Source organism: Streptomyces sp. NPDC031379, from assembly GCF_055569615.1.
This window is the reverse complement of record NZ_JBVIIT010000021.1, coordinates 99847-111671: the sequence shown is the minus strand read 5'-3', so window position 1 is coordinate 111671 and position 11825 is coordinate 99847. Positions and strand designations below refer to the sequence as shown.

General features: G+C 70.9%; 12 protein-coding genes and 1 tRNA gene. 6 read left to right on the top strand and 7 right to left on the bottom strand.

The window, feature by feature from the left end; all coding sequences use genetic code 11:
- Positions 1-98: 98 nt before the first annotated feature.
- The 4 genes from ACZ5CW_RS28225 to ACZ5CW_RS28210 form a co-directional block, all read right to left on the bottom strand.
- Complete coding sequence (locus ACZ5CW_RS28225) at positions 99-647, bottom strand: RNA 2'-phosphotransferase (RefSeq protein WP_468606136.1); 549 nt, start codon at positions 645-647, stop codon at positions 99-101.
- A gap of 109 nt (positions 648-756) precedes the next feature.
- A complete protein-coding gene (locus ACZ5CW_RS28220; RefSeq protein ID WP_468606134.1) occupies positions 757-1716 on the bottom strand; it encodes a MerR family transcriptional regulator in 960 nt (319 codons plus the stop codon).
- 145 nt (positions 1717-1861) lie between these two features.
- Positions 1862-3616: an SDR family oxidoreductase gene (locus ACZ5CW_RS28215; RefSeq protein WP_468606132.1), complete on the bottom strand. Its 1755-nt coding sequence runs from the start codon at positions 3614-3616 to the stop codon at positions 1862-1864.
- Entirely contained in the window at positions 3613-4455 is an 843-nt protein-coding gene (locus ACZ5CW_RS28210) for a M24 family metallopeptidase (protein ID WP_468606130.1), read from the bottom strand. The genes ACZ5CW_RS28215 and ACZ5CW_RS28210 overlap by 4 nt, the downstream gene beginning before the upstream one ends.
- Before the next feature lie 241 nt (positions 4456-4696).
- Here ACZ5CW_RS28210 and ACZ5CW_RS28205 point away from each other — a divergent pair, with 241 nt between their 5' ends.
- The 6 genes from ACZ5CW_RS28205 (at position 4697) to ACZ5CW_RS28180 (ending at position 8878) form a co-directional block, all read left to right on the top strand.
- Complete coding sequence (locus ACZ5CW_RS28205) at positions 4697-5659, top strand: ABC transporter ATP-binding protein (protein WP_468606301.1); 963 nt, start codon at positions 4697-4699, stop codon at positions 5657-5659.
- Positions 5649-6557 carry an ABC transporter permease gene (locus tag ACZ5CW_RS28200; RefSeq protein ID WP_468606128.1) on the top strand — a complete coding sequence of 303 codons (909 nt, stop codon included), beginning with the start codon at positions 5649-5651 and terminating at the stop codon, positions 6555-6557. Before ACZ5CW_RS28205 ends, ACZ5CW_RS28200 begins: the two co-directional genes overlap by 11 nt.
- Positions 6554-7465 carry an ABC transporter ATP-binding protein gene (locus ACZ5CW_RS28195; protein ID WP_468606126.1) on the top strand — a complete coding sequence of 304 codons (912 nt, stop codon included), beginning with the start codon at positions 6554-6556 and terminating at the stop codon, positions 7463-7465. The genes ACZ5CW_RS28200 and ACZ5CW_RS28195 overlap by 4 nt, the downstream gene beginning before the upstream one ends.
- A gap of 10 nt (positions 7466-7475) precedes the next feature.
- Entirely contained in the window at positions 7476-8195 is a 720-nt protein-coding gene (locus ACZ5CW_RS28190) for an ABC transporter permease subunit (protein WP_468606124.1), read from the top strand.
- 78 nt (positions 8196-8273) lie between these two features.
- Complete coding sequence (locus ACZ5CW_RS28185) at positions 8274-8516, top strand: SGM_3592 family protein (RefSeq protein WP_468606122.1); 243 nt, start codon at positions 8274-8276, stop codon at positions 8514-8516.
- A 259-nt stretch (positions 8517-8775) separates the two neighbouring features.
- Positions 8776-8878, top strand: a tRNA-OTHER gene (locus ACZ5CW_RS28180).
- 10 nt (positions 8879-8888) lie between these two features.
- On the opposite strand, the gene ACZ5CW_RS28175 is transcribed toward ACZ5CW_RS28180, so the two are convergent.
- The 3 genes from ACZ5CW_RS28175 to serS are packed head-to-tail and all read right to left on the bottom strand — an operon-like array spanning position 8889 to position 11413.
- A complete protein-coding gene (locus ACZ5CW_RS28175) occupies positions 8889-9302 on the bottom strand; it encodes a hypothetical protein (RefSeq protein WP_468606120.1) in 414 nt (137 codons plus the stop codon).
- A 24-nt stretch (positions 9303-9326) separates the two neighbouring features.
- Positions 9327-10139, bottom strand: coding sequence for an HAD family hydrolase (locus ACZ5CW_RS28170; RefSeq protein ID WP_468606118.1), 813 nt, complete (start codon positions 10137-10139; stop codon positions 9327-9329).
- Positions 10136-11413: a serine--tRNA ligase gene (gene serS, locus ACZ5CW_RS28165; protein WP_468606116.1), complete on the bottom strand. Its 1278-nt coding sequence runs from the start codon at positions 11411-11413 to the stop codon at positions 10136-10138. Before serS ends, ACZ5CW_RS28170 begins: the two co-directional genes overlap by 4 nt.
- Between the last annotated feature and the right edge of the window lie 412 nt (positions 11414-11825).

Here is an 11825-nt window from a genome sequence, read left to right as displayed (position 1 = left end):
CGGCTCCACCGGCAGCGGGCGAAACGGTCACCGTGCGGCCTGTGCGTCAGCGGGGCGGAAGGGCTGGTCGGCGCCGGTGCCGCGGGGCACGTCCAGGCTCAGTGGGGGCCGGGAAACCGCAGGTAGCGGGGTGGTACCGCGTTCGTCAGCCAGACTCCGTTGGCGCTGACGCGGAACACGTGGCCGTCCCGGTGCATGGCGTCGGCGTCGACGGTGAGCACCACGGGCCGGCCGCGGCGGGCGCCGACCCGGGTGGCGGTCTCCCGGTCGGCCGAGAGGTGGACGTCGTGCCGGTTCATGGGCTTGAGGCCCTCGGCCCGGATCGCGTCCAGGTTGCGGGCGACGGTCCCGTGGTAGAGGTGCGGTGGCGGGGTCGCCGGGGGCAGGCCGAGGTCGACTTCGATGCTGTGGCCCTGGCTGGCGCGGATTCTGGTGCCCTCGATCACGAAGCGCCGTTTGTCGTTGGTGGCCACCACGTGGTCCAGTTCCTCGCGGGTGAAGCGGAAACCGTGGGCATCGGCCGCGGCGATCAGCGTGTCGATCTCCACCCAGCCGCCCGGGTCCGGCGTGAGCCCGATGCGCTCCGGTTGGTGGCGCAGGTGTCGGGAGAGGTACTTCGACACCGTGACGGTGCGTCTTTCGTCCATGGGTCCAGCGTGCGGCAGAGACGTGGATCACGCAGGTTGTTTTTGGCGGGAGGTTTGATCCACAAGGAAGTGCGGTTATCCACAGGGGAATGGGCGCTGCTGTGGACAACTAGACTTCAGGCTCGGGTGGTTCATGAACTCCGGTGGAACCGGGGTCGAATGAGGCGAGACCGTCCAAGGACCGTGCGAGCACCTCTCGTTCGGCCGCCAGTGCGATGAACTCGGCGGTGTTCCCGCGGCCGACAAGCCCTTCCACGGCGTGGATCGTGTGCGTGGGAAGGGAGACGCTTTGCGTGTCGAGGCGTGCCGGCGCGGGTTTCTCGGCAGCCAGGTGCGCCCGGAGGTGCCGGGTGGCGAACGCGCGCATGGCGCGGGCCAGTTCGGCGTCCACGGTCTGCTGGGCGAGAGGGCGCAGCCGGCGTACGAGCGAGGCGGCTTCCTCGGCGTCCGCGTCCGTGCGGTGTCCGGGATCGTCCAGGTAGCGGGCGAAGACGTGCTCGGTGGTGAACTCCAGGAAACGGGCGGCGATGTGCTCCACCTGACCCCTCAACTCCCGCAGGTGACCGGCGATCGCGGTCAGTGGCACCCCGGCGGCGTGCAACTCGGCCGCCACCGCGAGTACTTGGGGGCTGGGGACGAGGAAGGCGTCGGGGTCGCCGTCGATCCGCTCCAGTACGCCGAGGTCGACTGCCTCGGCCACCGCGTCCTCGTCGGGCGTGCCGCCGAAGCGGGCGTTCAGTTCGGCGCGGGTGATGCGGTCGGGCTGCTCGTCCGTCCAGGGTCCCTCCACCTCGGTGACCAGGCCGAGGACGCCGGCCAGGCCGCGGCCGGTGTCCCAGGCGTCCAGGAGTTCCTTGATCGAGGCCAGGGTGTAGCCGCGGTCGAGGAGGTGGGCGATCTGGTGGAGCCGGGTGATGTGGGCCTGTGAGTACAGGTTGGCCCGGCCTCGGCGTTCGGGGCGGGGGAGGAGGCCGCGGTCCTGGTAGGCGCGGATGGTTCGCACGGTGGTGCGGGTGTGGTGGGCCAGGTCTTCGATGCGGTAGGCGTTCCGGGCCAGGGGGTCACTCATGTCGGGTTCCTTGGCTGGTGCCCTGCGTGGTGGTGGGGCTGGTGAGGCCGCTCGCCCGCGCCGGCGGGGTGCCTCCCCCCGGTCGGCTTCGCTCGAGCGGGGCCCGCCGCCCGCCCTTCCGCGGCGGCATGGCCCCACCCTGTTCTCACAGCCTCGGTTCCACCTGGGCGATCCGCCGCAACGCCCCCGGCAGGAAACGGGACATGAGGTGGGCGCCGCGGGCCTCGGGGGTGACCGGGACCACCGCCCTGTTGCGGCTCACCGCGTCCAGGATCGCCTCGGCCACCTTCTCCGGAGGGTAGTTGCGCATGCCGTACAGGCGGGCCGAGTTCTTCTGGCGGCGCCGTTCCTCGGCCGCGTCGACTCCGGCGAACCGGGCCGTGGCGGTGATGTTGGTGTTGACGAAGCCGGGGCAGATCGCGCTCACCCCGATGCCCTGGCCGGCGAGTTCGGCGCGCAGGCACTCGGAGAGCATCAGCACGGCCGCCTTGGAGGTGCTGTAGGCCGGCAGGGCACGGGAGGGCTGGTACGCCGCGGCGGACGCGGTGTTGACGATGTGACCGCCCTGTCCGCGCTCGGCCATGCGCGCCCCGAAGAGCCGGCAGCCGTGGATCACGCCCCAGAGATTCACGTCCAGGACCTTGCGCCAGTCGTCGGTCGTCGTGGCGAAGAAGGAGCCCGACAGGCCGATGCCCGCGTTGTTGACCAGCACGTCCAGCACGCCGTACTCGTGGTGGACCTTCTCCGCGAGTTTCTCCATGGCCTGCTCGTCGGAGACGTCGGCCGTCTCGGCCCAGGCCTCGGGGGCGCCGACCAGCCGGGACAGCTCGGCGGTGCGGGCCGCGGCCTCGGCGTCACGGTCGACGGCCACCACGCGCGCGCCGGCCTCCGCGAACGCGAACGCCGTCGCCCTGCCGATGCCGCTGCCGGCACCGGTGACCAGCACCAACTGCCCGCCGAACCGCTCGGCGTGGCGGCCGGTGGCCTTCGGCGCGGGACGGCCGCCTTCCACGGACATGACGAATTCCTCGATCCAGGCGGACAGTTGGTCGGGGCGGGTGCGCGGGATCCAGTGCTTCGCCGGAAGCGTGCGGCGGGTCAGCCGCGGCACCCACTGCTCCAGGTCGTCGTAGAGCCGCTCCGAGAGAAACGCGTCCCCCTGGGGCGTGATGAGCTGCACGGGCGCGTGCGCGTACGCGTCCGGGCGCGGCCTGCGCAGCCGGGCACGGACGTTGTCCCGGTACAGCCAGGCGCCGTGTGCCGCGTCCGACGGGAGGGAGGGGGTCGGGTAGTCACCGGCGGGGACCTTCTCGGTCCGCTCCAGGATCTTCGGCCAGCGCTTGCCGAGCGGCCCGCGCCAGGCCAGCTCCGGCAGCACGGGCGTGTGCAGCGCGTACACGTACCAGGACTTGGCTCCCTGGCCCAGGAGCTGCCCCACCCGGCGGGGCGTCGGACGCTTCACGCGCGCGTTGATCCAGTGCCCGAAGTGGTCCAGGGACGGCCCGGACATCGAGGTGAAGGAGGCGATACGGCCCTCCGTGCGGCCGACTGTGACGAACTCCCAGGACTGCACCGAGCCCCAGTCGTGCCCGACCAGGTGGACCGGGCGGTCCGGGCTGACCGCGTCCACGACCGCCAGGAAGTCGTCCGTGAGCTTGGCCAGCGTGAAGCCGCCGCGCAGCGGCTTGGGCGCCGTGGAGCGGCCGTGACCCCGGACGTCGTAGAGCACCACGTGGAAGCGCTCCGCCAGGCGGGCGGCGACCTCCGACCAGACTTCCTTGCTGTCCGGGTAGCCGTGCACCAGCACCACCGTCGGCTGCTCCGGGTCGCCCAGCTCCGCCACGCACAGCTCGACCCCGCCGGTCCGCACCCAGCGCTCCCGCGCGCCTTCCCAGGTCACTTGTCCTCCGCCCAGCGCCGCACGTGCGGCAGATCGTCGTCCAACCAGAACGCGCTCTGCTCGGGGTCCCGGGAGTCGGTGACCACGAGGATCTCCTCGAACTTCGCGCCCGTACCCCGGAAACCGAGGTGCGGTTCGACCGCCCACAGGCCCGGCCGCGGCGGGTGGTCGGAGAAGCGGTACGGCGACCACAGGGGCGACCAGCCCTCGCGGTGGCCGTGCAGCGCGTCGGCGGCCAGCCCCTTCAGGGACTGCGTGCCGAATCCGAAGAGGTGGGGGGAGAAGCGGCGCGGCTTCACCCGGTCCACCTTGTGGGCGATCACCCCGAAGGGGTAGGCCCGGTGCCGGTTGGCGTAGCCCTGGCGGACCATGAGCCGGTCCACGTCCTCGTAGATCTCCCGCAGCGGGCGCCGCTCGCGCACCTCGCGCAGGATCAGCCCCCGGTGCGCCTCCAGGTCGGCCATCAGCCGGTCCTGCACCGGGTTCACACCGAGCGAGCCCGAATAGCCGATGTCCGCCGTGTACCCCTCGTACACCGGGGCCATGTCCAGGATGAACGGCATCCCGGGCTCCAGCGCGCGGTCCGTGGGGAAGAACTGCAGCGGGATGCGGAAGTTCACGAACGCCGTGCGGTCCCCGAACCAGGCGAAGGGCAGGTGGAACCAGTCCCGCACCCCGCGCTCGCGCAGCCACTCGCGCTGCATCCGCGCCGCCTCGCGCTCGGTCACACCCGGCTCCAGCCGCGCCGCGACCGCCTCCGCGCATTCGTAGGCGAGGCGCTGCACCCGCCTGAACCCCCGCAGCTCCACGGAGAGTTCACTGCTCACTGCCGTCGTCATGCCGCCCCGTCCCGTCGACTGCGGTACGCGTCCGTAACTTGACACTGGCGAATGTGACAGTTGTTAGAGGCGGCGTCAATAGGAGAGCCGAAGGCTGTGGACGACACACTGCGCGCGGGCTTTTCGGTAACGCTCGAGCAGGGGATCCCTCAGGGTCCCGTACGCCTCGAGTCTGACGCGAAGACGGCTCTGTGGTCTGACGACCGGCGTGGTACGGATCACTACCGTCGTAGACGTGACTGTGATCGCGACCGAAAGCCTGAGCAAGCGGTTCCCCCGGGTGACCGCGCTCGACCGGCTGTCCGTGGACATCGGGCCCGGTGTGACCGGACTCGTCGGAGCCAACGGCGCCGGCAAGTCCACCCTGATCAAGATCCTGCTGGGTCTGTCCCCCGCCACGGAGGGCCGCGCCGAGGTGCTCGGCCTCGACGTCGCCACCGAGGGCGCCGCCATCCGTGAGCGCGTCGGATACATGCCGGAGCACGACTGCCTGCCGCCGGACGTCTCGGCCACCGAGTTCGTCGTCCACATGGCGCGCATGTCCGGTCTGCCGCCCGCCGCCGCGCGCGAGCGCACCGCGGACACCCTGCGCCACGTCGGCCTGTACGAGGAGCGCTACCGCCCCATCGGCGGCTACTCGACCGGCATGAAGCAGCGGGTGAAGCTGGCCCAGGCCCTGGTGCACGACCCGCAGCTGGTCTTCCTGGACGAGCCGACCAACGGCCTCGACCCGGTCGGCCGGGACGAGATGCTGGGCCTGATCCGCCGTGTCCACACCGACTTCGGCATCTCGGTCCTGGTCACCTCCCATCTGCTCGGCGAGCTGGAACGCACCTGCGACCACGTCGTCGTCATCGACGGCGGCAAGCTGCTGCGCTCCAGCTCCACCACCGACTTCACGCAGACCACGACCACGCTCGCGATCGAGGTCACCGACAGCGACACCCACCCCGACGGCACCCGCGCGGTCCGCGAGGCGCTCCACGCGCGCGGGGTCGACACCCACGACAGCAGCGGCCTCCCGGGCGCCGGACACATCCTGCTGCTCACCGCGCAGGGCGAGGAGACGTACGACCTGGTGCGGGACGTCGTCGCCGACCTGGGCCTCGGCCTGGTGCGGATGGAACAGCGCCGGCACCACATCTCCGAGGTGTTCACCGAAAGCGACGAGCAGCGCAAGGAGGCCGTCGGTCATGGCGGTTGAGCATCCCCTGGCAACGCCCTCCGGCGACCAGACCCGCATCCACAACATCGGCTACCGCTCCTACGACGGCCCCCGCCTGGGCCGCTCCTACGCCACCCGGTCCCTGTACTCGCAGTCCCTGCGCGGCGCCTACGGCCTCGGCCGCTCGGTGAAGTCCAAGGTGCTGCCGATGCTGCTGTTCGTGGTGATGTGCGTGCCCGCGGCCATCATGGTCGCCGTCGCGGTCGCCACGAAGGCGAAGGACCTGCCCGTCGACTACACGCGCTACGCGATCATCATGCAGGCCGTCATCAGCCTGTACGTCGCCTCGCAGGCTCCCCAGTCCGTCTCGCGTGACCTGCGCTTCAAGACCGTGCCGCTGTACTTCTCGCGGCCGATCGAGACGGCCGACTACGTGCGCGCGAAGTATGCGGCGCTGGCCTCCGCGCTGTTCGCCCTCACCGCGGCCCCGCTGCTCGTGCTCTACGTCGGCGCGCTGCTGGCCAAGCTCGACTTCGCCGACCAGACCAAGGGATTCGCACAGGGACTCGTCTCCGTGGCACTGCTCTCGCTGCTCTTCGCCGGTATCGGCCTGGTCATCGCCTCGGTCACCCCGCGGCGCGGCTTCGGCATCGCGGCCGTCATCGCCGTCATGACGATCTCCTACGGCGCGGTCTCCACGCTCCAGGCCATCGCCGAGGCGCAGAACAGCACCGGCGCCATCCCCTGGATCGGCCTGTTCTCGCCGGTCACGCTCATCGACGGAGTCCAGTCCGCGTTCCTCGGCGCGACCTCGGCGTTCCCCGGCGCGGCCGGCCCCACGAACGGGGAGGGCGCGGTCTACGTCCTCGTCGTCCTCGGCCTGATCGCCGCCGGCTACGGCCTCCTCGTGCGCCGCTACCGAAAGGTGGGACTGTGACCACACTCTCCATCGACCACGTCTCCCGCTGGTTCGGCAACGTGGTCGCCGTCAACGACGTCACCATGACCATCGGCCCCGGCGTGACGGGCCTGCTCGGCCCCAACGGCGCCGGGAAGTCCACGCTCATCAACATGATGGGCGGCTTCCTCGCCCCCTCCACGGGCACCGTCACCCTCGACGGGCAGCCGGTGTGGCGCAACGAGGCCATCTACCAGCACATCGGCGTCGTCCCCGAGCGGGAGGCGATGTACGACTTCCTCACCGGCCGCGAGTTCGTCGTCGCCAACGCGGAGTTGCACGGTCTGGGCGCCAAGGCCGCCCAACGGGCCCTCGCGACCGTCGAGATGGAGTACGCGCAGGACCGCAAGATCCAGACGTACTCCAAGGGCATGCGGCAGCGCGTGAAGATGGCGAGCGCCCTGGTGCACGACCCGTCGCTGCTCCTGCTGGACGAGCCCTTCAACGGCATGGACCCGCGCCAGCGCATGCAGCTGATGGAGCTGCTGCGGCGCATGGGAGACGAGGGCCGCACCGTGCTCTTCTCGTCCCACATCCTCGAAGAGGTCGAGCAGCTCGCCTGGCACATCGAGGTCGTCGTCGCCGGCCGGCACGCGGCCAGCGGCGACTTCCGCAAGATCCGCCGCCTGATGACCGACCGCCCGCACCGCTACCTGGTGCGCTCCAGCGACGACCGCGCCCTCGCGGCCGCGCTGATCGCCGACCCGTCGACGTCCGGCATCGAGGTCGACCACGCCGAGGGCGCGCTGCGCATCCAGGCCGTCGACTTCGGACGCTTCACGGCCCTGCTGCCGAAGGTCGCCCGCGACCACGGCATCCGGCTGCTCACGGTCTCGCCGTCCGACGAGTCCCTCGAGTCCGTCTTCTCGTACCTGGTCGCGGCGTAGGAGGCCGAAGATGTACGACCCCACAGTCGCCCGGCTCACCTACCGGGCCCTGCTCGGCCGCCGCCGGGCCCTCATCCTGGGCGCCCTGCCCCTTCTGCTGATCGCGATCTCCGTCGTCGTCCGCGGCCTCGCCGGCGCCGACGACCAGACGGCCTCCGACCTGCTGGGCGGGCTCGCGCTCGCCACGATGGTGCCGATCATCGGCGTCATCGCGGGCACGGGCGCGATCGGCCCGGAGATCGACGACGGCTCGGTGGTGTACCTGCTGGCCAAGCCGGTGAAGCGGCCGACGATCATCTTCACCAAGCTGATCGTGGCGATCGCCGTGACGATGGTGTTCTCGGCCCTGCCGACGCTGATCGCGGGCTTCATCCTCAACGGCAACGGGCAGCAGATCGCCGTCGCCTACACGGTGGCCGCGCTGGTCGCCTCGATCGCCTACGCCTCGATGTTCCTGCTGCTCGGCACGGTGTCCCGGCACGCGGTGGTGTTCGGCCTCGTCTACGCCCTCGTCTGGGAGGCCTTGTTCGGCTCCCTGGTCTCCGGCGCACGCACCCTGAGCGTCCAGCAGTGGTCGCTCGCGGTCGCCCACGAGATGGCGGGCGGGGACCTGGTGACCTCGGACGTCGGACTGACCACGGCGACGGTGCTGCTGGTCGCGGTCACCGTCCTCGCCACCTGGTACGCCGGCCGGAAGCTGCGGACGCTGACGCTCGCCGGCGAGGAGTGACGGGTCCCGGTCCTGACGGGGGCTTCACCCGGGGGCGGGCAGAGTGGGCACGGCGGACGTACGGCTAGGAGGCCGCAGATGGCTGAGGAGACACCGCAGTACGACGCCCCCGGGCGGGCCGACGGGGACGCCTGGGACGCGCTGGTCCTGGACGAGGACTTCGTGCGGGCCGCCGAGACCTCCGAGCCGTCCGCCCGGGCCCGGATGCTCGCCGCCCGCTGGCGGGCCGAGGAGCCGGAGCCGCGGCCGTGGCGCTCCGACGAGCCACCGGCGGGCTGGTTCTTCAGCAAGGGACGCAGGCGCAGGTGGCGGCGCCGGTAGTCGTGGCCCCCGGCTAATTCGGTGGCGCCCGACTCGGCGGAGAGGGACAGTGGTTGTGCCCCATCCGCCGGGAGTGTCCCGGCGCCGCGTTCTGGGAGAGGAGCCGGGCGATGTCCATGCACGGCAGTACGCCCAGCTCCCGACAGGGCAGCCTGAGCCGGGCTCCGGAGTGATCACCGCTCCTTCGTAGAGCCCATGGGAGCTGCCCGGGGCGGCCGCTTCGAGCACGCGATGTGTCTCTCGCGTGGGCCGCCCACCCGGAGGATTGGCCGAGTGGCAAGGCACCGGCTTGCGCTGTGTTCCGGCAGAGCCAAGTCGCGGTCGGGGGCGACCCCGCGCACGTTCGATCCGTGCATCCTCCGCAACACGTCGTCACGGTGACGGGGACGACGCCCGTTCGTCGGCGATCCTGTCCAGCTCGCGCATCGCCTCCGCATGTGCGCTCATCCGCCTGCTCACGGCCCCCGTGGTGAACAGGACGGCGCCCGCGACCGACACCGGGACCGAAAGACCGAGCACGGCGAGCGCCTCGGGCCAGTCGCGTTCGTCCGCGCAGTAGTCGCCCTTGTGGGCGCCCTCGTTGGCCGTGCCGCGGTCCGTCAGCAGGCGGGCCTCGCACTGAGCGGGGTACCGGTCCCCGGGCTCCCGGTCCACCTCGTACGGAGTGAGCAGCAGAACGGCGCACCAGGTCCACAGCAGGCCCGCCACGGCCAGCAGGCCGAGGCCCCAGGTACGTATGCGGGTCGAGCGGTCGCGGAAGTCCAGGTCGTACTCGCGTGATCGCATGGCGGCCGAATCTAGCAGCGCACGTCAGCCGCCCGGGCCTCGGCCCAACAACCGTTCCAGCACCACCGCGATGCCGTCCTCCTCGTTGGAGGCCGTCACCTCGTCGGACACCGCCTTCAGCTCCTCGTGGGCGTTGGCCATCGCCACGCCCCGCGACGCCCAGGCGAACATCGGGATGTCGTTGGGCATGTCGCCGAAGGCGATCGTGTCGGCGGCCCGGAGCCCGAGACGGCGGGCCGCCAACGACAGCCCCGTGGCCTTGGACAGGCCGAGGGGCAGCAGTTCGACGATGCCCTCGCCCGCCATGGCCACCGTGACGAAGCCTCCGGCCGCCTGCCGGGCGGCCTCCGCCAGCTCGTCGTCGCCCAGCGTCGGATGCTGGATGTAGATCTTGTTCAGCGGCGCGGTCCAGAGATCGGACGCGTCCGTGAAGGGGGTCGCGGGGAGCGCCCCCGTGACCGCGTAACCCGGCCCCACCAGCACCGCGCCGTCGAGGCCGTCGCGGCTGGCCGCCAGGTACAGCGGGCCCACCTCCGCCTCGATCTTGGCCAGCGCCACCCCGGCCAGCTGCCGGTCCAGGGTCACGGACGTCAGCAGGCGGTGCGCCCCGGCGTCGTAGACCTGGGCGCCCTGGCCGCAGACGGCGAGGCCGTCGTAGCCGAGGTCGTCCAGGATGTGCCGGGTCCAGGGCACCGCGCGTCCGGTGACGACGATGTGCGCGGCGCCCGCCGCGGTGGCCGCGGCGAGCGCTTCACGGGTACGCGGTGAGACCGACTCGTCGGAGCGCAGGAGCGTGCCGTCGAGATCGGTGGCGATCAGCCCGTACGGGAAGCTCACCGGGACACCGGCTCCAGGACCTCCCGGCCGCCGAGGTACGGGCGCAGGACCTCGGGCACGCGGACCGAGCCGTCGGCCTGCTGGTGGTTCTCCAGGATGGCCACGATCGTGCGCGGAACGGCGCACAGCGTGCCGTTGAGCGTGGCCAGCGGGCGCACCTGCTTGCCCTCGCGGACCCGGATGGACAGCCGGCGGGACTGGAACTCGGTGCAGTCCGAGGTCGACGTCAGCTCGCGGTACTTGCCCTGGGTCGGGATCCACGCCTCGCAGTCGTACTTGCGGGCGGCCGAGGCACCGAGGTCACCGGTCGCGACGTCGATCACGCGGAACGGCAGCTCCAGCGAGGTCAGCCACTGCTTCTCCCAGTCCAGCAGACGCTGGTGCTCGGCCTGCGAGTCCTCGGGAGAGACGTACGAGAACATCTCGACCTTGTCGAACTGGTGGACGCGGAAGATGCCCTTGGTGTCCTTGCCGTGCGAGCCGGCCTCGCGGCGGAAGCAGGGCGAGAAGCCCGCGTACCGCAGGGGCAGCCTGTCGGCGTCGATGATCTCGTCCATGTGGTAGGCCGCCAGCGGGACCTCGGAGGTGCCGACCAGGTACAGGTCGTCCTTGTCGAGGTGGTAGACGTCCTGGGCCGCCTGGCCGAGGAAGCCGGTGCCCGCCATGGACTGGGGGCGTACCAGCGCCGGGGTGAGCATGGGGGTGAAACCGGCCGCGGTCGCCTGGGCGATGGCCGCGTTCACGAGGGCCAGCTCCAGCAGGGCGCCGACGCCGGTGAGGAAGTAGAAGCGGGAGCCGGAGACCTTGGCACCGCGCTCGACGTCGATCGCGCCGAGCAGCTGGCCCAGCTCCAGGTGGTCCTTGGGTTCGAAGCCCTCGGCGCCGAAGTCGCGGATCGTGCCGTGCGTCTCCAGCGTGGCGAAGTCCTCCTCGCCGCCGACGGGCACGTCGGGGTGGACGAGGTTGCCGAGCCGGAGCAGCAGCTGCTGGGTCTCGGCGTCGGCCGCGTCGCGCTCGGCGTCGGCGGCCTTGACGTCGGCCTTCAGCTGCTCGGCACGCCCCAGCAGCTCGGCCTTCTCGTCGGCGGAGGCCCTGGGGATCAGCTTGCCGAGCTGCTTCTGCTCGGCTCGCAGCTCGTCGAAACGGACGCCGGAGGACCTGCGCCGCTCGTCGGCAGACAGGAGAGCGTCGACGAGCGCGACGTCCTCTCCACGGGCACGCTGGGACGCGCGCACACGGTCGGGGTCCTCACGGAGCAGGCGAAGGTCAATCACGGGGCCAAGGCTACCGGTGCGGGGTTGTGGCTCACGAATCGCTATTCCGGGGAGTTCTGATTCGCGGCTTACGTTCCGTTGTGCGCTAATTGCCGAGTGTGTTCCCTTGCGTCAAGGGAAAAGTGTCTCACTCCCTGGGACGGGGCATGCGCCAGGAGCCCGGTTGACCGGATTTCCTTGCCGGGAACGGCACTTGGAGGTCCGGTTGTCCACAGAAATCCACACCCTCTGAAGAGTTATCCACAGGCTGTGTGGAAGGTCTGTGGATTTCGGAATTGATCACTCCGGAAGTTCCGAACGGACTGAAGAATTCCCCGGTCAAACCCCATCGACACCCACGTTCGGGTGGAAAACGGTCGCCCCAAAAGATGAACCAAAGGAAACGGGTGGACGAAGGGTGACTCGCGTGCCC